Annotated in this window: 23 protein-coding genes; 18 read left to right on the top strand and 5 right to left on the bottom strand. The window is 63.3% G+C overall.

What is annotated here, in order from left to right; translation table 11 throughout:
• Positions 1 to 4: 4 nt before the first annotated feature.
• Positions 5 to 907: a LysR substrate-binding domain-containing protein gene (locus ACN6KF_RS31720; protein WP_434960863.1), complete on the bottom strand. Its 903-nt coding sequence runs from the start codon at positions 905 to 907 to the stop codon at positions 5 to 7.
• Positions 908 to 1,092: 185 nt separating this feature from the next.
• On the opposite strand from ACN6KF_RS31720, the gene gcvT reads away from it, so the two are divergent.
• From gcvT to ACN6KF_RS31740, 4 genes are all read left to right on the top strand, one after another.
• Positions 1,093 to 2,250 carry a glycine cleavage system aminomethyltransferase GcvT gene (gcvT, locus tag ACN6KF_RS31725; RefSeq protein ID WP_434960864.1) on the top strand — a complete coding sequence of 386 codons (1,158 nt, stop codon included), beginning with the start codon at positions 1,093 to 1,095 and terminating at the stop codon, positions 2,248 to 2,250.
• A 10-nt stretch (positions 2,251 to 2,260) separates the two neighbouring features.
• The gene (gene gcvH, locus ACN6KF_RS31730; RefSeq protein ID WP_434960865.1) at positions 2,261 to 2,623 is read left to right on the top strand and encodes a glycine cleavage system protein GcvH; all 363 of its coding nucleotides are present in this window, start codon (positions 2,261 to 2,263) and stop codon (positions 2,621 to 2,623) included.
• Positions 2,624 to 2,756: 133 nt separating this feature from the next.
• Positions 2,757 to 5,603: an aminomethyl-transferring glycine dehydrogenase gene (gene gcvP / locus ACN6KF_RS31735; protein WP_434960866.1), complete on the top strand. Its 2,847-nt coding sequence runs from the start codon at positions 2,757 to 2,759 to the stop codon at positions 5,601 to 5,603.
• An 80-nt stretch (positions 5,604 to 5,683) separates the two neighbouring features.
• Complete coding sequence (locus tag ACN6KF_RS31740; RefSeq protein ID WP_434960867.1) at positions 5,684 to 7,090, top strand: L-serine ammonia-lyase; 1,407 nt, start codon at positions 5,684 to 5,686, stop codon at positions 7,088 to 7,090.
• 79 nt (positions 7,091 to 7,169) lie between these two features.
• On the opposite strand, the gene ACN6KF_RS31745 is transcribed toward ACN6KF_RS31740, so the two are convergent.
• Complete coding sequence (locus tag ACN6KF_RS31745) at positions 7,170 to 7,445, bottom strand: hypothetical protein (RefSeq protein ID WP_434961384.1); 276 nt, start codon at positions 7,443 to 7,445, stop codon at positions 7,170 to 7,172.
• A 461-nt stretch (positions 7,446 to 7,906) separates the two neighbouring features.
• Positions 7,907 to 8,287 (bottom strand): tautomerase family protein, encoded by a 381-nt coding sequence (locus tag ACN6KF_RS31750; protein ID WP_434960868.1) that lies wholly within the window; start codon positions 8,285 to 8,287, stop codon positions 7,907 to 7,909.
• Positions 8,288 to 8,380: 93 nt separating this feature from the next.
• On the opposite strand from ACN6KF_RS31750, the gene ACN6KF_RS31755 reads away from it, so the two are divergent.
• From ACN6KF_RS31755 to ACN6KF_RS31765, 3 genes are all read left to right on the top strand, one after another.
• Positions 8,381 to 9,238: a LysR family transcriptional regulator gene (locus ACN6KF_RS31755; RefSeq protein WP_434960869.1), complete on the top strand. Its 858-nt coding sequence runs from the start codon at positions 8,381 to 8,383 to the stop codon at positions 9,236 to 9,238.
• Positions 9,239 to 9,454: 216 nt separating this feature from the next.
• Positions 9,455 to 10,162: a GntR family transcriptional regulator gene (locus ACN6KF_RS31760; protein WP_434960870.1), complete on the top strand. Its 708-nt coding sequence runs from the start codon at positions 9,455 to 9,457 to the stop codon at positions 10,160 to 10,162.
• A 226-nt stretch (positions 10,163 to 10,388) separates the two neighbouring features.
• Positions 10,389 to 11,351 (top strand): dihydrodipicolinate synthase family protein, encoded by a 963-nt coding sequence (locus tag ACN6KF_RS31765; protein WP_434960871.1) that lies wholly within the window; start codon positions 10,389 to 10,391, stop codon positions 11,349 to 11,351.
• Between the two features lie 257 nt (positions 11,352 to 11,608).
• On the opposite strand, the gene ACN6KF_RS31770 is transcribed toward ACN6KF_RS31765, so the two are convergent.
• A complete protein-coding gene (locus ACN6KF_RS31770; RefSeq protein ID WP_434960872.1) occupies positions 11,609 to 12,646 on the bottom strand; it encodes an Ldh family oxidoreductase in 1,038 nt (345 codons plus the stop codon).
• 134 nt (positions 12,647 to 12,780) lie between these two features.
• Here ACN6KF_RS31770 and ACN6KF_RS31775 point away from each other — a divergent pair, with 134 nt between their 5' ends.
• The gene (locus tag ACN6KF_RS31775; RefSeq protein WP_434960873.1) at positions 12,781 to 14,298 is read left to right on the top strand and encodes an aldehyde dehydrogenase (NADP(+)); all 1,518 of its coding nucleotides are present in this window, start codon (positions 12,781 to 12,783) and stop codon (positions 14,296 to 14,298) included.
• A gap of 162 nt (positions 14,299 to 14,460) precedes the next feature.
• On the opposite strand, the gene ACN6KF_RS31780 is transcribed toward ACN6KF_RS31775, so the two are convergent.
• The gene (locus tag ACN6KF_RS31780; protein WP_434960874.1) at positions 14,461 to 15,354 is read right to left on the bottom strand and encodes a LysR substrate-binding domain-containing protein; all 894 of its coding nucleotides are present in this window, start codon (positions 15,352 to 15,354) and stop codon (positions 14,461 to 14,463) included.
• 102 nt (positions 15,355 to 15,456) lie between these two features.
• Here ACN6KF_RS31780 and ACN6KF_RS31785 point away from each other — a divergent pair, with 102 nt between their 5' ends.
• The 10 genes from ACN6KF_RS31785 to chrA all read left to right on the top strand — a co-directional run bounded on the left by ACN6KF_RS31785 (position 15,457) and on the right by chrA (position 26,428).
• On the top strand, positions 15,457 to 16,464 hold the full coding sequence (locus tag ACN6KF_RS31785) for an ornithine cyclodeaminase family protein (protein ID WP_434960875.1): 1,008 nt from the start codon (positions 15,457 to 15,459) through the stop codon (positions 16,462 to 16,464).
• 565 nt (positions 16,465 to 17,029) lie between these two features.
• Entirely contained in the window at positions 17,030 to 17,836 is an 807-nt protein-coding gene (locus ACN6KF_RS31790) for an ABC transporter substrate-binding protein (RefSeq protein WP_434960876.1), read from the top strand.
• A gap of 69 nt (positions 17,837 to 17,905) precedes the next feature.
• On the top strand, positions 17,906 to 18,571 hold the full coding sequence (locus ACN6KF_RS31795; RefSeq protein ID WP_434960877.1) for an amino acid ABC transporter permease: 666 nt from the start codon (positions 17,906 to 17,908) through the stop codon (positions 18,569 to 18,571).
• Between the two features lie 11 nt (positions 18,572 to 18,582).
• Positions 18,583 to 19,236, top strand: coding sequence for an amino acid ABC transporter permease (locus ACN6KF_RS31800; protein ID WP_434960878.1), 654 nt, complete (start codon positions 18,583 to 18,585; stop codon positions 19,234 to 19,236).
• Positions 19,229 to 19,951, top strand: a complete 723-nt coding sequence (locus ACN6KF_RS31805) for an amino acid ABC transporter ATP-binding protein (protein WP_434960879.1) — start codon at positions 19,229 to 19,231, stop codon at positions 19,949 to 19,951. Before ACN6KF_RS31800 ends, ACN6KF_RS31805 begins: the two co-directional genes overlap by 8 nt.
• Positions 19,948 to 21,192 (top strand): NAD(P)/FAD-dependent oxidoreductase, encoded by a 1,245-nt coding sequence (locus ACN6KF_RS31810; RefSeq protein ID WP_434960880.1) that lies wholly within the window; start codon positions 19,948 to 19,950, stop codon positions 21,190 to 21,192. The genes ACN6KF_RS31805 and ACN6KF_RS31810 overlap by 4 nt, the downstream gene beginning before the upstream one ends.
• Positions 21,193 to 21,207: 15 nt before the next feature.
• Positions 21,208 to 22,209, top strand: a complete 1,002-nt coding sequence (locus ACN6KF_RS31815) for a 4-hydroxyproline epimerase (RefSeq protein ID WP_434960881.1) — start codon at positions 21,208 to 21,210, stop codon at positions 22,207 to 22,209.
• Between the two features lie 17 nt (positions 22,210 to 22,226).
• On the top strand, positions 22,227 to 23,918 hold the full coding sequence (gene lhpI, locus ACN6KF_RS31820) for a cis-3-hydroxy-L-proline dehydratase (RefSeq protein ID WP_434960882.1): 1,692 nt from the start codon (positions 22,227 to 22,229) through the stop codon (positions 23,916 to 23,918).
• Positions 23,919 to 23,927: 9 nt separating this feature from the next.
• On the top strand, positions 23,928 to 24,956 hold the full coding sequence (locus ACN6KF_RS31825; protein ID WP_434960883.1) for a trans-3-hydroxy-L-proline dehydratase: 1,029 nt from the start codon (positions 23,928 to 23,930) through the stop codon (positions 24,954 to 24,956).
• Positions 24,957 to 25,186: 230 nt separating this feature from the next.
• Positions 25,187 to 26,428, top strand: a complete 1,242-nt coding sequence (chrA, locus tag ACN6KF_RS31830) for a chromate efflux transporter (protein ID WP_434960884.1) — start codon at positions 25,187 to 25,189, stop codon at positions 26,426 to 26,428.
• Positions 26,429 to 26,597 lie beyond the last annotated feature (169 nt).

Below are 26,597 nucleotides of genomic sequence, written 5' to 3' on the forward strand. Positions count from 1 at the left end.
CGGTCTATTCCGACAGGGGCAAGGGCCGCGGCCGGCCGCCCCGCCCGAGTTCGGTATCGGCGAAGCTTTCGGCAATATAGTCTTCGAGGCGAATGATCGCCTCGCTCGAATTGCCGGCAAGCCGGTGCAGCCTGAGTTCGAGATGGCCGAGCGGCGGGAAATCGTCGCGCTCACCGAGCATGCGCACGCCCGACGGCGCCGCACTCTCCGCCATCACCGTCACGCCCAACCCCGCCCGCACGGCGGCGGAAATGCCGTCATAGCTCGAGCTGAGATAGGCGATCCGGCAGGGCCTGCCGAGCCCGTTCAGTGTCTCCAGGATGCGGTGCCTGTAGATACAGGGCGGCGGTGCCACCACCAGGGGCAAAGGGCTCTGGGTGTGGCGCTCATGGTCGGCGCTCGTCATCCACACCAGCGGCTCGGTGAAGATCTGGCGTCCCTCCGTCAGGTTCGGCTCGTCGTGCAAAGCAATCACGAGATCGAGATCGCCATCGGCCTGGCGACTGAGCAGGTTCTTGCTCAGGTCACTCGTTACTTCCAGCATCACATTCGGATGGGACTGGGCGAACTTGCCAAGGAAGTCCGGTAGCAGCGAAGCCGTATATTCATGGGGGGCACCCAGCCGGATGCGCCCGGCAACCTTGGGCTGGCGCATACTGGCAAGCGCCTCGTCGTTCAAGGCCAGGATGCGCCGGGCGAACTGGGCGAGCAACGTTCCTTCCTGGGTGAGTTGCAGCTTGTGCGCATCCCTTTGAAAGAGCTGTGCCGCCACGATTTCCTCGAGCCGGCGAACCTGGAGGCTCACCGCCGACTGGCTGCGGCCGACCAATGCACCGGCGCGCGTGAAGCTGCCTGAATCGATGGCCTTCACGAAGGTACGCAGGAGTTCTGTAGGAATATTCTGCATGGCGTTATCATGAGAAATTTCAATCCTAGCATTTGAACTATGAATTTCTGCAATGTCAAACGATCTGGCATATCCGAGCTGTCCGAAGACGTTGGCGCAGTCGACGGTCCTGGGATGCCATGCCTGCGCATGGGTCGATATTCTCGATATTTGGCCTGAGAAGAACCACCACCGAGGACATGCCCATGGACGACAAGATTGAACCTGGCAGGAATGAACTTGGAAAGACGCCGCTGACCGCGCTCAATGCCGCGCTCGGCGGCAGAATGGTGGAGTTTGCGGGCTATGACATGCCCGTGCAGTTTCCCGAGGGCGTGGCGAAGGAACACCTCCACACCCGCGCCCTGGTAGGGCTGTTCGATGTCGGCCATATGGGCCAGGTCGTGCTGCGTGCGAAATCCGGCAAATACGAGGATGCGGCGCTCGCGCTGGAGCGGCTGGTCCCGGTCGATGTGCTCGGGCTGAAGCCGGGTCGCCAGCGTTACGGGCTCTTTACCGATGCGGGGGGCGGTATCCTCGATGATCTGATGTTCGCCAATCGCGGCGACCATCTCTTCCTGGTGGTCAATGCGGCCTGTAAGCAGCAGGACATTGCCCATCTGCGTGCTCATCTGTCTAAAGACTGCGAGATCGAGGAACTGACGGATCGTGGGCTCATTGCCTTGCAAGGCCCGTCCGCGGAGGCAGCGCTGGCCAAGCTTGCTCCAGAAATCGCCGCTATGGCCTTCATGGATGTAAGAGAGCTCTCCATCCTCGGCGCCTCCTGCCTGGTTTCCCGTTCGGGCTATTCGGGCGAGGATGGCTACGAAATCTCGGTGCCATCGGCCCAGGCGGAAGAACTGGCCAAGGCCCTGCTTGCCGATCCCGACGTGCATCCCATCGGACTCGGCGCGCGCGACAGCCTTCGGCTCGAAGCCGGGCTGTGCCTGTATGGCAACGACATCGATACCTCGACGACACCGGTCGCGGCGGCCCTCGAATGGGCTGTGCAGAAGGTGCGGCGCACCGGTGGCGCCCGCGCGGGCGGCTTCCCGGGGGCGGAGGTGATCTTGCCCGAATTCGAGCGTGGTGCGCTGCGCCGGCGCGTCGGGCTCGCCGCCGAAGGCCGCGCGCCGATCCGGGACGGAGCAGAGCTGTTCGCCGACGAGACGGCGGCAGCGCCGATCGGCCGCGTCACGTCCGGCGGTTTCGGTCCCACCCTCGGCGCTCCCGTCGCGATGGGCTATGTTCCCACTGCCAGCGCCGAGCCCGGCACCCGGCTGTTCGCCGAGGTCCGCGGCAAGCGCCTGCCGGTCGTCGTCGCTACCCTTCCCTTCATCACCCCGCGCTACAAGCGCAGCTGAGAGGCCCACCATGACGAAATTCACCGAAGACCATGAATGGCTTGATATCACCGACGGCGTCGCCACGGTCGGCATCACCGGCCATGCCGCCGAGCAACTCGGCGACCTCGTCTTCGTCGAGCTGCCAGGGGTCGGCAAGCACTTGTCGAAGGGGGACGTCGCGGCAACGGTCGAGTCCGTCAAAGCAGCCTCGGACGTCTATTGCCCGCTCGATGGCGAGATCGTCGAGGTGAACGAGGCCATCGTCAACGACCCCTCTCTCGTCAATTCCGATCCGCAGGCCGGTGGTTGGTTCTTCCGTCTCAAGCTGGCCAATGCCGATGATGCGACTGGCCTGATGGACGAGGCCACCTATAAAGCTCACATCGGCTAAAGCGTTTTGTGATGTGACGGAAACATCAAGAATCGCAAAGGCGCTCGAGCCAATTCTTTGAATTGGCTTGGAAACAAGGAGTTGGAGCAAACAAGCGTTCGGTCTCGAACGCGCTTTGCTCTGAGAGGGTACGATGTCTCATACCGAAACCACCTATGATCCCTATGATTTCGCCAACAGGCGCCATATCGGCCCCTCTCCGGCTGAAATGACCGAGATGCTGAAGGCGGTCGGCGCCGACAGCCTCGACGCGCTCATCGATGCCATCGTGCCGTCGGGCATCCGGCAGAAGGCGCCGCTCGCCTGGGGGCCGGCTCTGTCCGAGCACGGTGTGCTCAACCGCCTGCGCGAGGTCGCCGACAAGAACCGCGTGATGATCTCGCTGATCGGCCAGGGCTATTACGGCACCGTCACGCCGCCGGCGATCCAGCGCAACATCTTCGAGAACCCGGCCTGGTACACCGCCTACACGCCCTATCAGCCCGAAATCAGCCAGGGGCGCCTCGAGGCCCTGCTGAACTTCCAGACCATGATCTCGGATCTGACCGCCCTCGACGTCGCTAACGCCTCGCTGCTCGATGAAGGCACGGCCGCAGCCGAGGCGATGGCCCTGTGCCGGCGCTCCGCCAAGTCGAAAGCCAACGCCTTCTTTGTCGATCACCATTGCCATCCCCAGACCATCGCGGTGATCGAGACCCGCGCCGCCGCGCTGGGCTGGAAGGTCGTGGTCGGCGATCCCTTCGCCGATCTCGATCCGGCAAGCGTGTTCGGCGCGCTGTTCCAATATCCCGGCACCTACGGCCATGTGCATGACTTCACCGGCGTGATCGAGGCACTGCACGGCGCCGAGGCCCTGGCCTGCGTCGCCGCCGATCCGCTCGCCTTGACCATTCTCAAGGCGCCGGGCGAGATGGGCGCCGACATCGCCGTCGGTTCGACCCAGCGCTTCGGAGTGCCGATGGGCTATGGCGGCCCGCATGCCGCCTATATGGCGGTGCGCGACGCGCTCAAGCGCAGCATGCCCGGCCGCATCGTCGGCGTTTCCATCGATGCGCGCGGCAACCGCGCCTATCGCCTGTCGCTGCAGACCCGCGAACAGCATATTCGCCGCGAAAAGGCGACCTCGAACGTTTGCACCGCCCAGGCGTTGCTGGCGGTGATGGCTTCGATGTATGCGGTGTTCCACGGCCCGACCGGGCTCAGGGCGATCGCCGAGCGCGTCCATCGCAAGACGGTACGCCTGGTCAAGGGCCTGGAGAGCCAGGGCTACCAGGTCGAACCATCGACCTTCTTCGACACGGTGACGGTCGAGGTCGGCGCGGTCCAGGGCGCCATCCTGAAGGCGGCCGAGGCCGAAGGCATCAATCTGCGCCGGGTCGGCACCAGCAAGATCGGCATCGCCTATGACGAGCGCACCCGCCGCGGCCATACCGAAGCCATCTGGCGCGCCTTCGGTATCGACCGCAAGGATGACGACCTCACCCATGAATATCGGCTTCCCGAGACCCTGGAACGGACGTCAGCCTATCTGACCCATCCGATCTTCCATTTGAACCGCGCCGAAGCGGAAATGACACGTTATATGCGCCGTCTGGCCGATCGCGATCTCGCACTCGACCGCTCGATGATCCCGCTCGGCTCCTGCACCATGAAGCTGAACGCCACCGCCGAGATGACGGCGCTGAGCTGGCCTGAGTTTGCCGACGTCCATCCCTTCGCACCCGATGGCCAGACCCGGGGCTATGCCGAGGCGATCGCCGATCTCGAGGTCAAGCTCTGCCAGATCACCGGTTATGACGCCTTCTCGATGCAGCCCAATTCCGGCGCGCAGGGCGAATATGCCGGCCTTCTGACCATCCAGGCCTATCATCAGGCGCGCGGCGACCATCATCGCGACGTCTGCCTGATCCCAACCTCCGCCCATGGCACCAATCCCGCCTCGGCGCAGATGTGCGGCATGAAGGTGGTGGTGGTCGGCGCGTCGGCCAATGGCGACATCGACCTTGCCGATTTCCGTGCCAAGGCGGAGGCCCATTCGGCCAATCTCGCCGCCTGCATGATCACCTATCCCTCGACCCATGGCGTGTTCGAAGAGACGGTGCGCGAGATCTGCGAGATCACCCACGCCCATGGCGGCCAGGTCTATCTCGACGGCGCCAACATGAACGCCATGGTCGGCCTCGCCCGTCCCGGCGACATCGGCTCCGACGTCAGCCATCTCAACCTGCACAAGACCTTCGCCATTCCGCATGGCGGCGGCGGTCCAGGCATGGGGCCGATCGGCGTCAAGGCCCATCTGGCGCCTTACCTGCCGACCCTGCCGCAGACCGGCGAGAAGGGCGCGGTATCCTCGGCGCCTTATGGCTCGGCCTCGATCCTGCTCATTTCCTGGGCCTATTGCCTGCTGATGGGCGGCGAGGGCCTGACCCAGGCGACCAAGGTGGCGATCCTCAACGCCAACTACATCGCCAGCCGCCTCTCGGCCTCCTATCCGATCCTTTATTCGGCCAAGGGCCGGGTGGCGCATGAGTGCATCCTCGACACCCGCGTGCTGAAGGATCGCGCCGGCGTCAGCGTCGACGATATCGCCAAGCGGCTGATCGACTGCGGTTTCCATGCTCCGACCATGAGCTGGCCGGTGGCGGGCACGCTGATGGTGGAACCGACGGAAAGCGAACCCAAGGCCGAGCTCGACCGCTTCATCGCGGCGATGCTCGGCATCGCGGCGGAGGCCGAGGCGATCGTGGCGGGTAAACTCGATCCGGAGGACAACCCGCTCAAGCATGCGCCGCACACCGTCGAGGATCTGGTGGGCGAATGGAACCGGTCCTATAGCCGCGAAATTGCCTGCTATCCGGCCGGCGCCTTCCGGGTCGACAAATATTGGTCGCCGGTCAATCGCGTCGACAATGTCTATGGTGACCGCAACCTGATCTGCTCCTGCCCGCCACTCGAAAGCTATGTCGAAGCGGCCGAGTAAAGGTTGATAGCCACGCGCCCGGCAGGCGGTCCTTCAGGGCCGCCTGCCTTGATTAGAGAGCGTTGATTAGAGAGCTTGGCATGTTTCTGTCGATTTTCGACATCTTCAAGATCGGTATCGGGCCTTCCTCGTCCCACACCATGGGGCCGATGGTGGCGGCGGCCCGTTTTCTGGAGGAACTGCGTGCCCTGGTCAGGCACGAGCCTGCGATGACGGGCCTCAGGCTCAAGGCCAGCCTGCACGGCTCGCTGGCCTTCACCGGTCACGGCCATGCCACCGACCGTGCCGTCATCCTCGGGCTGATGGGCTTTCTGCCTGCCACCATCGATCCGGACCTGGCACAGGAGAAGGAAGCAGAACTCCGCCATGCCGGCGTGATCAGGCTGCCAGGCCTGCCGCCGCTGAGCTTTACCCCCGACACCGACCTCATCTTCGACTATGGCCCACCTCTGCCCGGCCACGCCAATGGCCTGATCCTCGCGGCCACGGATGCAGAGGGCGCGGTGCTTCTCAGCCGGATCTTCTATTCGATCGGCGGCGGCTTCGTCCTGTCGGCCGAAGAACTCGAAGCCCAGCGCAGCAAGGATGCGTCTTCGTCCGATGAGCCGGGTGCGCTCGGCTTTCCCCATCCCTTCGGTACGGCTGCCGAAATGCTGGCGATGGGCGCCGCCGCCAATCTCAGCATCGCCGAGATGAAGCGGGCCAATGAAGGCGTCGTCCACGGCGGCGCTCTCGACGACAAGCTCGATGCGATCTGGGTTGCGATGGACGGCTGCATCGACCGGGGTTTACGACACGACGGCATTCTGCCGGGCGGCCTGTCGGTGCGGCGTCGTGCACGCACCATTCATCAGCAGCTTCTAGCCGAACAGGGCCGCAATCTCGAACAGCCCCATGTCGTCAATGACTGGATCTCGATCTATGCCATGGCGGTCAACGAGGAGAACGCCGCCGGTGGACGCGTCGTCACCTCGCCCACCAACGGGGCCGCCGGCGTAGTGCCGGCCGTGATCCGCTACTATCGCGATCACTGCCGTGGCTCGAGCCATGAAGGCATCCGCGACTTTCTGCTGGTTGCCGCCGCCATCGGCGGCATCATCAAATACAACGCCTCAATCTCGGGAGCCGAGGTCGGGTGCCAGGGCGAGGTCGGATCTGCTTCGGCCATGGCGGCGGCAGGGCTTTGCGCAGCGCTCGGCGGCTCCAACGAGCAGGTGGAGAACGCGGCCGAAATCGCTCTGGAGCATCATCTTGGCATGACCTGCGATCCGGCCAAGGGCCTGGTGCAGGTGCCCTGCATCGAGCGAAATGGGCTCGGTGCGATCAAGGCGGTGAGCGCCGCCAGCCTGGCCTTGCGCGGCGACGGCAAGCATTTCATGCCGCTCGACAATTGCATCGAGACGATGCGCCAGACCGGCATCGACATGAATCTCAAATACAAGGAGACCTCGACCGGCGGGCTTGCCGTCAACCTGCCGGAATGCTGAGAGCCGACGAGACGAGTTACGATCGGAACGAAGGCGTTGCTCTCCACGCGCAACTCTGTCGCCGTCGCGGGGGCCTGGCTCATTCCTTCCTGGCGGCGAAGGCGTCGAGCGTGTGTTCGGCACTAGCGAGGGTGGGAGTGGCGACCTCACCGGAGTCGAGATAGAGAATGCGCCCTTCCCGCGCCGATCTGAGGAACTTGTCCCAGCCCGGCATGATCTTGTCGAGGCGGGCGCGGATCGCTGCCTGCGAGCGGTCCTTTTCGGCATAGCCGGCCAGTTCGATCAACTCGCCAAGAGTCATATAGTGGGGGCAATGAATGTCCTGCGGCAGATAGGCAATATCGCGGGCGAGCACTTTCCGCCTGATGGCGCCGACGGGGCCTTCCCGCCAGTGTGATCTCGCCGGCGCTCAGGGGCAAGAAGCCCATGATCGCCTCCAGCAGCGTCGATTTTCCGCAGCCATACCCATGCCGAGCTTCTGACCCGTCCCGAGGTAATCGGCTCGGCGCATTGGTGCGTCATCGGAACGACAGAGGACGCAGCCGGGCAGATCGGGCAATAGGCCGGTGCCGGCGCCATCTACGGCTTCATCATCCTGCCGGGCGGGTCGGCCGAAGCATTGCAGCTGGCACTCGATGACCTGGTGCCCCGGCTGGTTGAAAAGCCCGCCTGTTCCGCGATGAATACCGCGGATCTACCTTTGCCGATCACATCGAGGACGATGACGATGCCTGAAACTCGGTGTCCCGATCTCGCTCTGTCATTTGATGGAGCTGAGAAGACCGGCACACCAAGACCATGCCTCCGCCTGCCCCCTCAGGCATATTGCGCGAGGCCATGGCCGAGGGACCAATTGGCTTTCGCAACCTCGACCAGACTGACGAAGACGTCATCGGGCCGGATGCCGGGCTCTTGGCCGAGCAGTTCGGCGATCCGCCGGAACAGCGCCTTTTTCTGTTCCTTGCTGCGGGTGTCATTGGCGGTGATCTGGATCAGTACGAGATCGTCGCTGCGGGCGACTCCGAGATAGGAGGCGCCATAGCGGAAATTGCCGGCCTCATGTTCCGTGATGGTCATGAACTGATCGTCCTCGGGCACGTCGAAGGTCTCGCGCATCGCGCGATAGAGGCCGTCGAAGATGGCTTGCCGGTAGGCCTCCGGCTTTCCGGCCCGCAACGAGATGTGTGTAAGCGGCATATCCGTTCTTCTCCATGATTTCCGTTCGAGATTAGCGGCCGCCCCAACATTTTGATATTCTATGAAAGTGGATATCAATGATAACGATTGGAAATGATGGAACGCCCCCTCGACCTCGATGCCATCAGGGCCTTCGTCCATATTGCCGAGCTCGACAGCTTCACCCGGGCGGCCGAAGCCATGCAGACGACGCAGGCCGCCGTCAGCTTGAAGCTGAAGCGCCTCGAAGACAGGCTCGGCTGCCGGCTCGTTGAGCGGACACCTCGCTATGTGCAGCTCTCGGCCCAGGGCGCTACCTTCCTCGATCATGCCCGCGAGCTTCTCGAAGTGCATGACCGCGCGCTCGGCGTGTTTGCCGGGGCTCGTCAGCGCCTTACCATCGGCATCAGCGATCATGTCGCCGGGCCGGAACTGCCGGCGCTGATCGCGCGCATGAATGCGCAGGACCCGCAGCTTTTGATCGAGATCCGGATCGGCTCGTCCGGTGATCTGCTGCAAAGCTTCGACCGGCGGGAACTCGACACGGTGATCGTGCGCCTGCATGCCGGGCGGAGCGATGGCGAGATCATCACCGAGGAAAAGCTCGGCTGGTTCGCGGCGCCGGGCTGGCAGCACCGGGCGGACGAGCCTCTGCCGCTTGCGACATTGGCTGAACCCTGCGGCGTGCGGGTGATGGCCGGCCGGCTGCTCGACGCGGCCGGCATACGCTGGACGGAGATCTTCGTCGGCGGCGGTGTTGCGGCGGTGGCCGCCGCCGTCATGGCCGGACTCGGCGTCGCGGCGTTGGCGCCACGCATGCTGCCCTTCGGTGCGGTCGAGGTGGGGGCCAGGCTCGGCCTTCCCGATTTGCCGCGCCTGCCCGTGCTGCTGCATAGCCGGCTTGGCAATGGCCGGCCACGCGAAGCACTTGCCGCTCTGTCCGCCGCCTTTCGGGCCGCGGTGCGCGGCTAATGCCCCAGGAAAAGCACGGAAGCATGTGTCGCTCTCCAAGAGTTAATTTTTTGAATTATATATTCATTCTAATTTACTGAAAAACTTAAGTATCTATGCCTTTCATGGGGTAGAGCGTAATGCCGACTCCCCGGCACCGGCAAACGGTATCGCCGCGAAACGGTTGATCGCTTGTCCGCTCGACAGTATCCCTCTTGTCGACAAGAGGATTCTGAAATGAAGAAAAAGTCAGAGGGCGGCCCGTCCACGGAGCGCAAGCGCGGTTCCGGCGTCAAGATGGTCTACGACCTCCTGCGCGACGAAATCCTCGATCTGGTGCTGCCACCCGGAAGCCCGATCGATGAGGTCCAATTGGCGGAGCGCTTCAAAATGTCCCGCACGCCAATCCGCGAGGCCCTGGTGCGACTCGCCGGCGAGGGATTGATCGACACCCTTCCCAATCGTTCGACCATGGTGTCGAGCATCGATTTCCTCAACATGTCGCCCTTTTTCGATGCGTTGGTGCTGATGTATCGGGTGACGACACGGCTGGCAGCCGAGCATCATCGCCAGCAGGATCTGGACGCGATCCACGCCCGCCAGGCAGAATTTGCCGCGGCGGTCGAGGCCCAGGATGCCCTGGCGATGATCGCCACCAATGCCGCGTTCCATTCGGCCATCGCCGAAGCCGGCCGCAATCCCTATTTTGCCGGCCTGTTCCAGCGGTTGCTCGACGAGGGCCGGCGCTTCCTGCGCCTTTATTACCAATCCTTTGACGACCGGTTGCCGCAGCGCTTCGTCGACGAGCACGAAGACATGATCAATGCCGTCGTGGCGCGTGACGTCGACCTCGCCGAACGGCTGGCCAAGATCCACGCCGAGCAGATCGTCGAGCAAATTCGCAAGCTCCTGGTCCGCGACCGCCGTCTCGACATCGCGCTTTGAGGCGTTTTTCTCCAATTTTCCTGGCTCGCCGCGAAACGAAAAGGACAAGCGAAAACAATTCATTACGATAAGTATCGTTCATATAAGAGGGGCTTCGTATCTTTGTATGTCGATTTCTTGTCGACAAATAATATACAAACGCGTATGAAGACGTCGAAGGCGAGGAACCGGTGCCCTTGCGGTGCTACGATCAAGCCTATCCGACAGGCCAACAGAGGAACCCGAGATGAAGGCCAAGATTTTCTCCGGTGTCATCCCCGCGCTGATGACCCCGTGCAAGGCAGACCGCAGCCCGGATTTCGATGCTCTCGTGCGCAAGGGCAAGGAGCTCATCGCCGACGGCATGTCGGCCGTGGTCTATTGCGGCTCGATGGGTGATTGGCCTCTCCTAACCGACGCCCAGCGCATGGAAGGCGTCGAGCGTCTGGTCAAGGCCGGTATCCCGCTGATCGTCGGCACCGGCGCGGTCAATACCGCCTCGGCCGTGGCGCATGCTGCCCATGCCCAGAAAGTCGGCGCTCAGGGCCTGATGGTGATCCCACGTGTGTTGTCGCGCGGCTCGGTGGTCGCGGCCCAGAAGGAACATTTCAAGGCCATCCTTACGGCTGCGCCCGATCTGCCGGCCGTGATCTACAACAGCCCTTATTACGGTTTCGCCACCCGTGCCGACCTCTTCTTCGCCCTCAGGGCCGAGCATTCCAACCTCGTCGGCTTCAAGGAGTTCGGCGGCCCGGCCGACATGCGCTATGCGGCCGAGAACATCACCAGCCGCGACGATGGCGTCTCGCTGATGATCGGCGTCGATACCGCCGTGTTCCATGGCTTCGTCAATTGCGGCGCCACCGGCGCGATCACCGGCATCGGCAATGTGCTGCCCAAGGAAGTGATCCATCTGTGCAAGCTGTCGCAGGCCGCCGCCGCCGGTGATGTCGACGCCCGCCAGCGCGCCCAGGAACTGGAGCAGGCCCTGGCTGTGCTCTCCTCCTTCGACGAAGGACCGGACCTCGTGCTCTTCTTCAAGCACATGATGGTGGTGAAGGGCGACAAGGAATACGCCCTCAACTTCAACGAAACCGATGTGCTGTCCGACAGCCAGCGCGGCTACGCCGAGACTCAGCTCAAGTTGTTCGACACGTGGTATGCACAGTGGAGCCGCCTCCCCGGCGCCGTACAGAAATGCGCCGCCTGACGGCATTGTCGAAAGCACTGAACTGAAAAAGGCCCTCCCATCCGGAGGGCCTTTTTGCTGCTGGCCGGCTCTACAATCGCAACGAGGCCGACAAGAACTCGATTTTGTCATGCCAGAGCTTGTCCCGGGCATCCAGATACCGCAACCCATCGAGATAATGGCTAGATCACCGGGACAAGCCCGGTGATGACAAGAAGCGAAGGTTCCTGCGATCGGTCCGGTTCTGAAGAGCAGTCACCCAGCCAATATGAGGCCCCTCAGTCCACGGCGTCGAGGCCGAGGGCCAGCAGGCGGTCGAGCTGCTCGACCTCCGCTGCACTGAGGAGGATGCCTTCCGCCTGTGACTTGGAGCGCGCCACGAACCGGCGCTGGGACGGAAGCCTGGCGCCCTGCCCGACGATGGTTTCGAACAGAATCTCGGCGCGAGCGAAGGGATCTCCCGGGCGTCCGGCGGCGAATTTCTCGGGCGAGAAGGCAAGGATCAACTCGCCATGCGCCGGCGCCAGGGTGGTGGTGCCCAGGGCTTCCAGTGCTTCGGGGCTGGTGAGATCCCCGATCATGATGCCGGCCAGGAGTTCGATCATGGTGCCGATCGCCGAGCCCTTATGGCCGCCGAAGGGCAGCATCGCGCCGGCAAGAGCCGCCGCCGGATCCGTCGTCGGCTTGCCCTCGGCATCGATTGCCCAGCCCTCGGGCAATGGCTTGCCGGCCCGCCGATGCAGTTCGATCTCGCCGCGCGCCGCGACGGAGGTGGCGAAGTCGAAGACATAGGGCGGCTTGCCCTGGCGCGGCCAGCCGAAGCCGAAGGGGTTGGTGCCGAGCAAGGGCTTGTTGCCGCCGGTGGGCGCCACGGCCGAGTAGCTGGGGCACATCACGAGACCGGCGAGACCCTGCTCCGTCAAGGCCTCCACCTCGGGCCAGAGCGCCGAGAAATGGGTGCAGTCGTTGATCACCAGCGCGGCAAGCCCATAGGAACGCGCCCGCTCGACCAGCAAGGGAAGGCCGAGTTCGAAGGCCGGATTGGCGAAGCCGCCCTTCGCGTTGACCTTGACGATGGCCGAGGCGTCCTGAGCCGACAGTTCCGGCTCGGCGTCGGGGCGGACCTTGCCGGCCTTCACCGTGCGCAGCGCGCCCTCGATACGATAGATGCCATGCGATTTGCAGGCGTCACGCTCGCCGGCGACGATCACCCGCGCCACAGCTCCGGCCTGCGCGGTATTGAAGCCGGCCTTGCGGAAGATCGCCTCCACCTGCTCGCTCAGTTCCCTCGTCGTCAAAAGACGGCTGTCAGTCATGGCATGCCTTTCCTGGTCGTTCGCGTTGCCGCTCGATATCACGGGTTGATAGAAAAAATACACGGTGTATACATATAATCGACAAGCGCGATGAAATTTCGCGTTTCCCCCGCACGGCTCGGAAGGAATGGCATATGGGCTTCACTCCCACAGGCAAGCATCTTGTCACAGGTGACTGGGTCGAAGGCGAAGGGTTCTTCGCATCGGCCCCCGCCCATGGGCCCACCCACCGGTTTTCGATCGGCACGAGCGCGCTGGTGAACCGGGCCTGCGAGGCGGCCGAGGACGCGTTCTGGCATTTCGGCTATGCCAAGCGATGGGAGCGCGCTGCCTTCCTGCGCCTCCTCGCCGAGGAGATCGAGGCGCGCGGCGAGGCGATCACCGAGATCGGCAGCCAGGAAACCGGCCTGCCTGCCGCACGCCTGCAGGGAGAGCGCGCCCGCACCACCGGCCAGCTCCGGCTCTTTGCCGATCATGTCGAGCTTGGCGGTTATCTCGACCGCCGCGTGGATGTGGCGTTACCCGATCGCCAGCCCGCCCCGCGGCCCGAGATCCGCATGATACAGCGCCCCATCGGCCCCGTCGCGGTGTTCGGTGCCTCCAACTTCCCCCTCGCCTTTTCCACTGCCGGCGGCGATACCGCCGCCGCGCTCGCGGCCGGCTGCCCCGTGGTGGTCAAAGGCCATTCGGCCCATCCGGGAACGGGCGAGATCGTGGCTGAGGCCATCGACGCCGCCATCCGCAGGAGCGGCATGCATCCGGGCGTGTTCTCCCTAATCCAGGGCAACAGCCGCGAGATCGGCCAAGCCATCGTGCAGCACCCGTTGATCAAGGCCGTCGGCTTCACCGGCTCGCTCGCAGGTGGCCGCGCACTGTTCGATCTCTGCGCGGCCCGCCCGGAACCGATCCCCTTCTTCGGAGAGCTCGGATCCGTCAATCCAATGTTCCTGCTGCCCGAAGCCCTCAAGGCACGACCCGAGGCACTCGGCCAAGGCTGGGCAGCCTCCCTGACCATGGGGGCCGGCCAGTTCTGCACCAATCCCGGCATCGCTATCGTGATCGAGGGCCCCGACGCCGACCGCTTCACCACCGCTGCAACGGAAGCTCTCGGCAAGGTGGCGCCGCAGACCATGCTGTCGGACGGCATTGCCCGATCCTACCATGAAGGCAAGGCCCGCATGGCCGAACGCAACGCCGTCAGATCCGTGCTGGCGACGCCGATGTCCGGCCGCGAGGTCGCGCCCAGCCTGTTCGAAACGTCGAGCGATCGCTTCGTCGCCGACCACGCGCTCGGCGAAGAGGTGTTCGGGCCGCTCGGCCTCGTGGTGCGGGCATCGTCGCCGGAAGACATGGAGCGGCTGGCCCGCTCCTTCGAGGGGCAGTTGACCGCGACTCTTCATATAGAGCCGGCGGATCTTGCGGCCGCACGCCGCCTGCTGCCAATCCTCGAGCGCAAGGCCGGGCGCGTGCTCGTCAACGGCTTCCCCACCGGGGTGGAAGTCGTCGATGCCATGGTGCATGGCGGCCCCTATCCGGCCTCGACCAATTTCGGCGCGACCAGCGTCGGCACGCTGTCGATCCGCCGCTTCCTGCGCCCTGTTGCCTATCAGAACCTGCCGCAGGGCCTGCTGCCTGAGGATCTGGACGGCTGAGGGCAACGGCTGCAGCCCTCGATAGTAGCGGATCGCCACTATCCGCGAGGGGCACACTATTTCAAGCCTGGTGATCTGAATTTAGGTGGGCCGCAGTCATAATTCGGTCCCGACAATGAGTATTTCATCAGTCGATTCGCGCGGGGCCAGCGTCCACCATAATCATCCTCGAATGCCGGCTTTTGCTAATATGAATCTCATGAAGGCCCTTGCCTTCTTGGGCAATTGGACATCTCTCGGATAATTCAAATAATAGTCATATCCTGTATGTATGGCGCCGCCCTGCAATCTAATGAGTTGTCCTGTCGCAACGTCTTCATCGAGCAACGCCGAGAAAAACAGCCCAACGCCATGTCCATCGACGATGGCGCGCCGAAGTGCGTGAGAATCGGAGATTCGCTGCCCTCTGAAATTGTCAGGCATTTTCACATGGGCATTTTCGAACCACAGCCGCCAATGTTGCAAATCGAATTCGTAAAAGAGGGGTTGGCCCAGAAGCTTGTGGGGATCGACCGGCACACCGATTTTTTCAATCAACGCCGGGCTGGCGACTGCCTCTAGGGATCCGTCAACCACCTTTATCTTCTCAACACCTAGCCACTCACCCGAACCCCAGTTGATGCCTATATCGATACCCTCCCTGCGGTGGTCGGAGGGGTGATAAGAATGATGTAGCCGTAAATCAATTTCGGGGTGGACGGCCAAGAATTCCATGAGATGTGGAGTCAGCCATTGCGCGGAAAGATAGGGTGCCACGCTTATGGTGAGGATCTCCCTATCGCCGGTGTCGGTGATCTTATCAACGGTGCCGGCGATCGTTTCGAAGGCACGGTAGATGCCGTCGAACAACAAGTCGCCTGCATCCGTCAGTGCATTCTTCGTTGACCGTCGCGATACCAGTTCTACCGCAAGTTCCCGCTCGAGATTCTTGATCTGACGACTTACCGCCGCTTGAGTGACACCCAATTCCTCTGCGGCTTTTGTAAAGCTCAACGTCCGAGCGACGACCTCGAAAGACCGAAGGGCGGTCAAGGATGGCAGCTTGCGTCCGCCCATAAGCCATTACCTCAAGTTATGATGTAGTAAATTTAATCGTTTGATTTCAAACAAGATACCAACATTCTTAGCACCAATGTAATTTGGAGGGTAACAAAGTCCATGGGTAGTGAAGCGCAAAGGCACGCCGTAAAAAGTGCAGCTGAAATCCGCAAAGGAGACATGCCGATCTTGGCGCTGAGCGAAGAGGATGTTATGCGGCACCTTGACCCCCGCGAACTCCTTAGCCGCCTGTCGAGCGGATTTCAGGCTCTTGCACGAGGTGCCGTACAGTCTCCGCACCGGCCCGAGATCACGATTCCTGGAAAAGGATTTAGCTTGGCAATGCCCGCCTATATGGAGGGGATGAATATCGCGGTTAAGGTCGTAAATGTGTTCGAGGGAAACCTCGCAATCAACCTTCCGAACCATTTGGCTACGATCACCTTGTTTGATGCGCAGACCGGGGCGCCTGTCTGCATCATGGACGGCACGTATATTACCGCGGTCCGAACTGCGGCATCGGCCGTTCTGTCAGTGGGCGCGCTTGCCCGCAAGAATGCTCGGGTCGCAACGATCATTGGGGCCGGAGTCCAAGGTCGCGAGCATTTGCTGCTACTGCCCTTGGTTGGTGATTTCACCGAGATCCGCATCGCCTCCCTTGAGTATGAAGATGCTGAAAAGCTCGCGCGCCTGAATCCAAAAGCCATTGCCGTCAGGGATGTCGAAGCCGCGGTCCGAACGTCGGATATAGTCTGCTTGGCAAGCCATTCCTACACACCGGTGATTGAGGCAGGGTGGGTACGTGCGGGGACGCATGTCACATCCGTTGGGTATGCGCCTCCGCACGGAGAATTGCCGGTCGAATTGTTGGAAAAGGCGAGCCTTTTTGTCGAAAGCCTTGAGGCTTTCGAGGCACCTCCCGTTGGTTGCGGCGAGCTTTGCGGGATCGATCCCGGCGTCGCGACAACGTTAGGTGACATGCTTTCGCGCTTGAAAAGCGGCAGGCAATTAGAAACGGACATTACCGTCTACAAAGCGATGGGCATCGCAATGGAAGACATGATAGCGGCCGATATCGCGTACAGACACGCAAAATCTAAGAAAATTGGTCAAGTTATTGTTCTATAGCGCAGATCTTTGTAGAACTTATCCATGTTTGCGGTATCGAAATTTCTTCGATCAGATACTATCCGTATTTCTTACCAAAAGACGACCCCAAATTATTGAGTCCGTCTTAAACAATCCGAACTCAGTGCCGTCAAACGTGAGCCCAAGCAAAGTCACTGCGCCCGAAATCTGAGTCGGAAATCCCGATAAGCTCTGGTCCAAACGCGGATAATCCCGATCCGCCGCACTGATCATGCCCAAATGAGGGCATCTCTCATCTTCGGCATAGCCGAAGGCGTTGGGAGGAGATCAAGGGCCATTGCTGGCGCGCCTCGGATCCCGCTCCCGAGCGGAGCTTCTGAGAATAACGTCACCTGCGGTGGCGCCGGGAGTAACAGATTGCGTCTTCAGACCATTGTCGAGAAGCGCTGTGGCGACGAGTGATGGGCACTCACGAGAATAACTTATGCCCACACATAAAATTCTTTTTGTATTCATTTTGTATTTTTAGTTGATTTCGCGCTCGAAAACGCAATAGTGGCCCCGCCGTGAAAAACACGGGCCAACGCAGGGAGAGAGCGTTAGAATGAGGAAATCGGTTGCCGCCTTCGGCCTCATGGCCGCCATCGCCATGGTCAGCCCCGCCAAGGCTGACAAGCTGGATGACATCATCGCTTCGGGAACGCTGCGCTGCGCTGTCGTGCTCGACTTCCCGCCCATGGGCGCGCGCGATGCCAACAACAATCCGATCGGCTTCGACGTCGATTACTGCAACGATCTCGCCAAGGCCCTCGGCGTGAAGGCCGAAATCGTCGAGACACCCTTCCCCGAGCGCATTCCGGCCCTGATGTCCGGGCGCGTCGATGTCGGCGTCGCCTCGACCTCCGACACGCTGGAGCGTGCCAAGACCGTCGGCATGACCATCCCCTACTTCGCCTTCGAAATGGCCGTGACCGCCAATGAAAAGTCTGGCGTCAAGTCCTTCGAGGACATGAAGGGCAAGGTCGTCGGCGCGACCGCCGGCACCTATGAAGCCATCGCGCTGGAAAAGCAGGTCAAGGCCTGGGGCAGCGGCGAATTCCGTCCCTACCAGACCCAGGCCGACGTCTTCCTCGCCTTGAGCCAGGGCCAGCTCGACGCCACCGTCTCGACCTCGACGGTCGCACAGGCCAATGTGAAGACCGGCAAGTTCCCCGGCATCGCCGTGGTCGGCAAGGCGCCCTTCGACATCGACTATGTGGCGCTGTTCACCAATCGCGACGAATACGGCCTGATCAACTATCTCAACCTGTTCATCAACCAGCAGGTTCGCACCGGCCGCTACGCCGAGCTCTACAAGAAGTGGGTCGACGACCACGTTCCCAATCTCACCGTCAACGGTTCCTATCGCTGACCTGACCGTTTCACCGGCGGCGCGCTGGCAAGCTTCGCGCCGCCGATCCTACTCGAGAGGTGAAACGGCATGTTCAAATATGCCTTCCATTGGAACCAGGCGCTGAAGGCGCTGCCGCAGTTGCTCGAAGGCGCCCTGGTCACCCTGCAGATCGCGCTCCTGTCGATGGCGATCGGCCTGGCCATCGCCATCGTCCTCACCTTGTTCCGCCTGTCCTGCAATCGCCTGCTCAGCGGTTTCGCCTCGGCCTGGGTCGAGGTGGCGCGCAATACGCCGGCGCTGTTCCAGATCTACATGGCCCATTTCGGCCTCGGCAATTTCGGCATCCATCTGACGCCGTTCACTGCGCTGCTCGTCGGTATCGCCTTCAACAATGCGGGTTATCTGGCCGAGAATTTCCGCGGCGCCCTCAAGGCCATTCCCGACACCCAGGCCCGTGCCGGCCGCTCGCTCGGCATGACCTCGCTGCAGGCCTTCCGGATGATCGTGGTGCCACAGATGCTGCGCGTCGCCTTCCTGCCCGCCACCAACCAGATGGTCTGGGCCATCCTGATGACCTCGCTCGGCGTCACCGTGGGCATGAATACCGATCTCGCCGGTGTCACGCAGGAGCTGAATGCGCGCTCCTTCCGCACCTTCGAATTCTTCGCGCTGGCCGCGGTGATCTACTACCTGATCGCCAAGGCCGTCACTTTGGCTGCCCGGGCGGTTGCCTGGCGCATGTTCCGGTATTGAGAGGGCTGATCATGTTCAACACCGCCCTTACCTGGAGCGATTTCGCCTTCCTCGCGCAAGGCGCCGGGATGACGCTGGCTGTGACGGCGGTCTCCGTCGCGGCCGGTACCGTTCTCGGCATCCTCTTCGGCGTGATCCGCGTCCAGCTCGGCCCCTATTGGTCGGTGCCGCTGACCTTCCTGCTCGACATCTTCCGCTCGGTCCCACTCCTGATCCAGCTCGTGCTGGCCAATGCCTTCCAGTCCATCGCGCGACTGGGTTGGCCGCCCTTCACCACCTCCTGCGTGGTGTTGAGCTTGTATACGGCCGCCTACTGCACCGAGATCGTGCGCGGCGGCATCGGCTCGGTACCGACAACCACCCGCCGGGCCGCCCGCTCGCTCGGCATGAGCTGGTGGCAGGACATGCGCTATATCGTGGCCCCGCTGGCGATACGCGTCTCGCTGCCCTCCTGGATCGGTCTCACGCTCGGTGTGATGAAGGATTCCGCTTTGGTGCTCTGGCTCGGCCTGATCGAGCTCCTGCGCGCCTCGCAGATCCTGGTCACCCGCCTGCAGGAGCCCTTGTTCATCCTGATGATCTGCGGCGCCATCTATTTCCTCATCAGCTTCCCCATCGCCCGGCTGGGCGGCTATCTCGAAAGACGGTGGTCCCCCCATGATTGAGATCCAGAACGTCCGTAAATCCTTTTCCGCTCTCGAAGTGCTGAAGGGCATCAACCTCACCGTCGACAAGGGCGAAGTGGTCAGCATCATCGGCGGATCCGGCTCGGGCAAATCGACGCTGTTGACCTGCATCAACGGACTGGAGCCGATCAATTCGGGCAGGATCACCATCGACGGCACCGAGGTCCACGCCAAGAGCACCGACCTCAACAAGCTGCGCCGGAAGGTCGGCATCGTCTTCCAGCAATGGAACGCATTTCCGCATCTGACCGTCCTGGAAAACGTGATGCTTGCCCCGCGCAAGGTGCTCGGCATGGCCAAGGCCAAGGCGGAGGAGATCGCAGTCAGGCAGCTCTCCCATGTCGGGCTTGGCGAGAAACTCTCCGTCTATCCCAGCCGCATGTCGGGCGGCCAGCAGCAGCGCATGGCGATCGCCCGGGCCCTTGCGATGTCGCCCGAATATATGCTGTTTGACGAGGTGACATCAGCGCTCGACCCGATGCTCGTCGGCGAAGTGCTCGATACGCTCAAGATGCTGGCAGAAGAGGGCATGACGATGATCTGCGTCACCCACGAAATGGCGTTCGCCCGTGATGTCTCCAAGCGGGTGGCCTTCTTCCACCAGGGTGTGATGGCGGAGATCGGCACGCCGGACCAGCTCTTCGGTGCGCCGCAGAACCCCGAAACCCAGAAATTCCTGGCGAGCGTGCGGTGAGTTCCGATCTCGATGTCGTCGTCATCGGTGCCGGCGTGGTGGGCCTGTCCTGCGCCATCGCCGCCAAGGCGCGCGGGCTCTCGGTCGCGGTACTGGACCGGGAAGGCCCGGCAGCCGGCGCTTCGGCGGGCAATGCGGGGGCCTTCGCCTTTACTGACATCCTGCCGCTCGCCTCGCCCGGCATCCTGAAGAAGGCGCCGAAATGGCTGCTGGATCCGCTGGGCCCCCTGAGCGTGCCGCCGGCCTATGCGCTGCAGATCGCGCCCTGGATGTTCCGCTTCTGGCGGGCCTGCTCGGCGTCACGCGTCGCGCATTCGACCACTGCCCAGACCGCCTTGATGGATCTGTCCAAAGCTGAGCTCGAGCCCTTCCTCACCCAGACCGGCACACTGCCGATGCTGCGCAAGGAAGGCAATCTGCAGGTCTATGAGAGCAAGGCGGAACTCGAAGCCTCGCTGCCGGGCTGGGCCGTTCGGCAGGCGCACGGTATCGAATTCCGTCATCTCGATGCCGCCGGCATGGCCGAAATCCAGCCCGGGCTGGCCCCACGTTTCACCCATGGCACCTTCACGCCCGGTTGGTACTCCATCGCCGATCCCAAGCTCTATACCCTGGCGCTGGCCGACCATCTGCGCGCCAGTGATGGGCTGATCGAGCGGGTGGAGGTCAAGGCGCTGCGCCCCCTCGAAAACGGCGTCGAGATCCTTGGTGCCGACGGCAGCGTGCGGCGAGCCGCCAAGGTGGTGCTCGCGGCCGGCGCCTTCTCGCACCGGATCGTCCGGACCATTGGCGAGATCATTCCGCTGGAAACCGAGCGCGGCTACAACACCACTTTGCCGCCCGATGCCCTCGATTTACGCACTCAGATCACCTTCGGTGGCCACGGCTTCGTGGTCACGCGCCTGTCGACCGGCATTCGCGTTGGCGGCGCCGTGGAACTCGGTGGCCTGGAACTCAAGCCGAATTTCCGTCGTTCCGAGGCCATGCTGAAGAAGGCGCAGGCCTTCCTGCCCGCTTTGAAGCCGGAAGGTGGCGTGCAGTGGATGGGGTTCCGCCCTTCCCTGCCCGATAGCCTGCCCGCCATCGGCCGTGCCCGCGCCACGCCGCGCGTGATCCACGCCTTCGGTCACGGCCATCTCGGCCTGACCCAGTCGGCCGGTACGGCGCGGATCGTCGCCGATCTTCTGACCGGCCATAAGCCCGCCATCGATATCGCTTCTTTCTCGCCTCAGCGTTTCTGACGAAAAGGTCCTGCCATGGCCAACCATACGTTCTCATGCATCGACGGCCACACTTGCGGCAATCCCGTCCGCCTGGTGTCGGGCGGCGGCCCGCGCCTGGAAGGCGCGACCATGCTGGAAAAGCGCGCCCACTTCCTGCGCGAATTCGACTGGATCCGCACCGGCCTGATGTATGAGCCCCGCGGCCACGACATGATGTCGGGCTCGATCCTCTATCCGCCGACGCGGCCGGACTGTGACGTTGCCGTGCTGTTCATCGAGACCTCCGGCTGCCTGCCGATGTGTGGCCATGGCACCATCGGCACCATCACCATGGGGATCGAGCACGGCCTGATCACCCCGCGCGAACCCGGCAAGCTCTCGATCGACGCCCCCGCCGGCAAGGTCGACATCACCTACCGCCAGGAGGGCCGCTTCGTGGAGGAGGTTCGCCTCACCAACGTGCCCGGCTTCCTCCACGCGGAAGGCCTGACGGCCGAGGTCGAGGGCCTGGGCGAGATCGTGGTCGACGTCGCCTATGGCGGCAATTTCTATGCCATCGTCGAGCCGCAGAAGAACTTCCGCGACATGGCCGACCATACCGCCGGCGAATTGGTGGGCTGGAGCCCGAAACTGCGCGCCGCGCTCAACGCCAAATATGAGTTCGTCCACCCTGAACATCCTGAGATCCAGGGCCTCAGCCATATCCAGTGGACGGGCAAGCCCACGCAGGCAGGCGCGCATGCCCGCAATGCCGTGTTCTACGGTGAGAAGGCCATCGATCGCTCGCCATGCGGCACCGGCACCTCGGCCCGTATGGCCCAGCTCGCCGCCAAGGGCAAGCTGAAGGTCGGCGACGAATTCGTGCATGAATCGATCATCGGCTCGCTGTTCAAGGGGCGGGTCGAGGCGGCAACCGAAGTTGCCGGCCGCGCGGCGATCATCCCCTCCATCGCAGGCTGGGCGCGCATGACCGGCATCAACACCATCTTCATCGACGATCGCGACCCCTTCGCCCATGGTTTTGTGGTCAAGTGAACTGGTTTCGTGGTGAAATGAACACCGCCTTATCCGCGCGCAGCATCCTTGCCGGCTCCGCCCACGGGCCTGTCATCGCCAGCGAGGAAGCGCTCAGCTTCTGGGGCGGTGTCGATCCCGCCACCGGGCAGGTGATTGACGTGCACCATCCCCTGCACGGAACCTGCCTCACGGGTGGCATCCTGATGATGCCGTCCAGCCGGGGCTCGTGCACGGGTTCGGGCGTGCTGCTCGACCTCGTCCTCAACGGGCGGGCGCCTGCCGCGCTAGTGTTCTCGGAACCCGAGGACGTGCTGACCCTGGGTGCGCTGATTGCCGCCGAACTCTTCGGCAGGCCCCTGCCCGTGTTGCGCCTGGCGCCGGAGGCTTTCGCGGCCTTGGCACGGGCAAAGTCCGCACGCATCGACGATACAGGCATCGAGGCCGAGGGTCTCACTTTGTCTCTCGCGCCCCCGGCTCTTGCCACGCTCGACCTCACCGATACCGACCGTTCCATGCTCGATGGACGCGACGGACCGGCGATACAGCAGGCCATGCGCATCATCTGCGCCATGGCGGCCCAGCAGGGCGCCCAGGGGCTTGTGGACGTCACCCAGGCTCATATCGACGGCTGCATCTATGCCAGCCCCGCCAACCTGACCTTTGCCGAGAAGATGGCTGAGATGGGCGCGCGGGTCCGCGTGCCCACCACGATGAACGCGATTTCGGTCGATCATGCCCACTGGCGGGAACAGGGCGTGCCGCCCTCCTTCGGCGCCCCCGCCGCGAGCCTCGCCGATGCCTATGTCCGCATGGGCTGCCGACCGACCTTCACCTGTTCGCCCTATCTGCTCGACAGCGCCCCCAATGCCGGCGAAACCATCGCCTGGGCCGAGTCCAATGCGGTGATCTTCGCCAACACCGTGCTCGGTGCGCGAACGGCCAAGCATCCCGACTTCCTCGACCTCTGCATCGCCGTGACGGGACGGGCTCCCCTGTCGGGTGTCTATCTCGATCGGCACCGCAAAGCCCGCCGCGTCCTCGACGTCGAACTGCCCGGAGATGTGGACGATGCCTTCTGGCCGCTGATCGGCTATCTGGCCGGCCGCGCCGCGCCCGAACGCATCCCGCTCCTGCGCGGCATCGCCACGGCCCGTCCTTCGCGGGACGACCTCAAGGCGCTCTGCGCCGCCTTCGGCACCACCTCGGCCGCGCCGATGCTGCATGTCGAAGGGGTCACGCCAGAGGCTGGCGGTGCCGTGGCCGATGACGCCGACCATGCCGTCATCACCCGCGCCGACATGGCTGCAGCCTGGCAGCGCCTCAACGAAGGGCCGGAACAGGTAGAACTTGTCGCAATCGGCAGCCCGCATGCGTCGCTCGACGAATGCCGCAACCTTGCCGAGGCGCTGGCAGGCCGCAGGTGTCTTGCGGATGTCGCCGTCATCGTCACCGCCGGACAGCAGGTCATCCGCGAAGCACAAAGCGATGGCACGCTTGCACGCCTGCAGGAGAGTGGCGTGCAGGTATTGCCGGACCTGTGCTGGTGTTCGATTTCCGAACCGGTCTTCCCGACGCGGACCCGCGCCGTGATGACGAATTCGGGCAAATACGCCCATTACGGTCCTGGCCTGTCCGGCCGCACCGTGCGCCTGGGCAACCTTGCCGATTGCGTGGCCGCAGCCTTGACCGGCCATGCCCCGCGCCGTTTGCCGACCTGGCTTTCCTGAGGAATTCCCATGCGCAGCACCAAGACCATCCATGTGATCTCGGCCCATGCCGAGGGTGAGGTCGGCGACGTCATCGTCGGCGGCGTCACCCCGCCGCCCGGCGACACCATCTGGGAACAGAGCCGCTGGATCGCCCGCGACCAGACCCTGCGCAACTTCGTCCTGAACGAGCCGCGTGGGGGCGTGTTCCGCCATGTCAACCTGCTGGTGCCGCCCAAGCACCCCGAAGCGGACGCGGCCTTCATCATCATGGAGCCGGAAGACACCCCGCCGATGTCCGGCTCGAACTCGATCTGCGTCTCCACCGTGCTGCTCGACAGCGGCATCCTGCCGATGCACGAGCCGGTGACGGAGATCACCCTGGAAGCGCCCGGCGGGCTCGTTCGCGTTCGCGCAGAGTGTCGGAACGGCAAGGCCGAACGCATTTTCGTACGCAACCTTCCGAGCTTCGCTGACAAGCTTGATGCAAAGCTTGAAGTCGAGGGACTGGGCACGCTTACCGTTGACACCGCCTATGGCGGCGACAGTTTCGTCATCGTCGACGCCGCCGCCCTGGGCTTTTCGCTCAAGCCCGATGAGGCGCATGACATCGCCACGCTCGGCGTGCGCATCACCAATGCCGCCAATGCGGCGCTCGGCTTCCACCATCCTGAAAATCCCGATTGGCAGCATTTTTCCTTCTGCCTGTTCGCCGGTGCCGTCGAGCGTACGGCCGAGGGCCTGCGCGCCGGGGCGGCGGTGGCGATCCAGCCCGGCAAGGTCGACCGTTCGCCGACGGGCACGGCGCTGTCGGCCCGCATGGCCGTGCTGCACGCACGCGGGCAGATGACCATGGAAGACAGCCTGACCGCGGTTTCGGTAATCGGCTCGACCTTCACGGGCCGCATCGTCGGCACCACCGAGGTCGGCGGCCGTCCGGCAGTGCTGCCCGAGATTTCCGGGAGGGCCTGGATTACCGGCACCCACCAGCACATGCTCGACCCTTCGGATCCCTGGCCCGAAGGCTACAAGCTGAGCGACACCTGGGGCGCACGCTGAAGCGCTTGCCCGCTTCAGCATTGGACACCGTCATTGACCCGAGACTTCCCACCTGTATCGTCGGCTATCGATATCGATTTTCGGCGATACAGGTGTTTTCGAAATGATGGCGGCCCGCGCAGCAAGACGTCTCGGCCGGCCGGTTTTGCCCCGCCCCGTCTCCACCATGCAGCTCCGCGCGAGGCCTGCGACATCCACTCGATCCGCCGCTATCCGTTTGGAGGTCGGTCATGGATGGGCGTAGGCAAGCCCGTTCCCATGTCGAGCCAGCCAATGGTTCGCCGCTCGAGGTCTTTGGCATCTTCCTCAAGCTCGGACTGACCTCCTTCGGCGGACCGATTGCCCATCTCGGCTATTTCCGCGACGAATTGGTGGTGCGGCGCCAGTGGATCGGCGAGGCCGCCTATGCCGACCTCGTCGCGCTCTGCCAGTTCCTGCCGGGCCCTGCTTCCAGCCAAGTCGGTTTCTGCCTCGGAGTCTTGCGTGGCGGGGGATTGCTGGGCGGCCTTGCAGCATGGCTGGCCTTCACCCTGCCTTCGGCCATTATCCTTATGGCATTCGCTCTCGGCGCATCGGCCCTTGCCGGCCCCCTGGCTGCAGGTGTGCTACACGGCCTGAAGCTGGTGGCGGTCGCGGTCGTCGCTCAGGCGATCTGGGGCATGGCCAAGACCCTCACGCCGGACAGGGAACGCGCCGCCATCGCCCTGGCGGCTGTTGCCCTGACCGTCCTGACAGCAGGCTGGTTCAGCCAGATCGGTGCCATCGCCATCGGCGCGCTTGCCGGGCTCTGGCTCTGCCGCGGCGAACGGAGCACCGCCGTCGGCCGTCTCGGCTTTGCCGTATCGCGGCGCAAAGGTGCCATCGCCCTGGCCCTGTTCGCGGCATTCTTCGTCATTCCCGCCCTCCTCACGGCTGCGACCGGCCCGGACACGATCTTCTCCGGCGTGATCGCTCTGTTCAATGCCTTCTACCGCTCGGGGGCGCTGGTCTTCGGCGGTGGTCATGTCGTCCTGCCGCTGCTGCAGGCAGAGGTGGTTGCGCCAGGCTGGGTCAGCAACGAGGCCTTCCTCGCCGGTTACGGCGTGGCCCAGGCTGTGCCAGGCCCCCTCTTCACCTTTGCCGCCTATCTCGGTGCCATCATGACACCAATGCCCAACGGCATTGCCGGTGCGCTGATCGCGCTGGTCGCCGTCTTCGCGCCGGGCCTCCTCATGGTTTATGGCATGCTGCCCTTCTGGGACGCGTTGCGGCTGCGGCCGGCGGCCCAGGCAGCCATGCGCGGGGCCAATGCTGCCGTCGTCGGCATCCTCGCTGCGGCGCTCTACAGCCCCGTCTGGACCAGTGCCATCCTCTCGCCGCGAGACTTTGCGCTGGCGCTGGCCGGCTTCCTGCTGCTGACGGTGTGGAAAGCCCCACCCTGGATCGTCGTCGGCCTGCTCGCCGCCGGTGGGATTGCCCTTCGCCTGAATTGAGCGCCGAAGTCGGCCATACCTCATATACACGTCATAGGATCAATCGTTTTACAGTACATTTTGACAATTTGTCTGATCAAATCCGATCGGTATTTTAAAATATACAGTTGTCAATTGCTTCAGTGCAGTGTTTTATTGAGGCAAGAGCGGGTTAGTCCGCCACAACAAT

The sequence above is a fragment of the Labrys methylaminiphilus subsp. lupini genome, from assembly GCF_051161885.1.
GTDB lineage: Bacteria > Pseudomonadota > Alphaproteobacteria > Rhizobiales > Labraceae > Labrys.

Excerpts from the sequence above, each read along its gene's own strand:
- chrA (WP_434960884.1), top strand. The coding sequence starts at position 25,187 with ATGGATGGGCGTAGGCAAGCCCGTTCCCATGTCGAGCCAGCCAATGGT.
- ACN6KF_RS31740 (WP_434960867.1), top strand. The coding sequence starts at position 5,684 with ATGTTTCTGTCGATTTTCGACATCTTCAAGATCGGTATCGGGCCTTCC.
- gcvP (WP_434960866.1), top strand. The coding sequence starts at position 2,757 with ATGTCTCATACCGAAACCACCTATGATCCCTATGATTTCGCCAACAGG.
- ACN6KF_RS31765 (WP_434960871.1), top strand. The coding sequence starts at position 10,389 with ATGAAGGCCAAGATTTTCTCCGGTGTCATCCCCGCGCTGATGACCCCG.
- ACN6KF_RS31815 (WP_434960881.1), top strand. The coding sequence starts at position 21,208 with ATGGCCAACCATACGTTCTCATGCATCGACGGCCACACTTGCGGCAAT.
- ACN6KF_RS31800 (WP_434960878.1), top strand. The coding sequence starts at position 18,583 with ATGTTCAACACCGCCCTTACCTGGAGCGATTTCGCCTTCCTCGCGCAA.
- ACN6KF_RS31795 (WP_434960877.1), top strand. The coding sequence starts at position 17,906 with ATGTTCAAATATGCCTTCCATTGGAACCAGGCGCTGAAGGCGCTGCCG.
- ACN6KF_RS31755 (WP_434960869.1), top strand. The coding sequence starts at position 8,381 with ATGATGGAACGCCCCCTCGACCTCGATGCCATCAGGGCCTTCGTCCAT.
- ACN6KF_RS31790 (WP_434960876.1), top strand. The coding sequence starts at position 17,030 with ATGAGGAAATCGGTTGCCGCCTTCGGCCTCATGGCCGCCATCGCCATG.
- lhpI (WP_434960882.1), top strand. The coding sequence starts at position 22,227 with ATGAACACCGCCTTATCCGCGCGCAGCATCCTTGCCGGCTCCGCCCAC.
- ACN6KF_RS31785 (WP_434960875.1), top strand. The coding sequence starts at position 15,457 with ATGGGTAGTGAAGCGCAAAGGCACGCCGTAAAAAGTGCAGCTGAAATC.
- ACN6KF_RS31775 (WP_434960873.1), top strand. The coding sequence starts at position 12,781 with ATGGGCTTCACTCCCACAGGCAAGCATCTTGTCACAGGTGACTGGGTC.
- gcvH (WP_434960865.1), top strand. The coding sequence starts at position 2,261 with ATGACGAAATTCACCGAAGACCATGAATGGCTTGATATCACCGACGGC.
- ACN6KF_RS31805 (WP_434960879.1), top strand. The coding sequence starts at position 19,229 with ATGATTGAGATCCAGAACGTCCGTAAATCCTTTTCCGCTCTCGAAGTG.
- ACN6KF_RS31750 (WP_434960868.1), bottom strand. The coding sequence starts at position 8,287 with ATGCCGCTTACACACATCTCGTTGCGGGCCGGAAAGCCGGAGGCCTAC.
- ACN6KF_RS31770 (WP_434960872.1), bottom strand. The coding sequence starts at position 12,646 with ATGACTGACAGCCGTCTTTTGACGACGAGGGAACTGAGCGAGCAGGTG.
- ACN6KF_RS31780 (WP_434960874.1), bottom strand. The coding sequence starts at position 15,354 with ATGGGCGGACGCAAGCTGCCATCCTTGACCGCCCTTCGGTCTTTCGAG.
- gcvT (WP_434960864.1), top strand. The coding sequence starts at position 1,093 with ATGGACGACAAGATTGAACCTGGCAGGAATGAACTTGGAAAGACGCCG.
- ACN6KF_RS31760 (WP_434960870.1), top strand. The coding sequence starts at position 9,455 with ATGAAGAAAAAGTCAGAGGGCGGCCCGTCCACGGAGCGCAAGCGCGGT.
- ACN6KF_RS31720 (WP_434960863.1), bottom strand. The coding sequence starts at position 907 with ATGCAGAATATTCCTACAGAACTCCTGCGTACCTTCGTGAAGGCCATC.
- ACN6KF_RS31825 (WP_434960883.1), top strand. The coding sequence starts at position 23,928 with ATGCGCAGCACCAAGACCATCCATGTGATCTCGGCCCATGCCGAGGGT.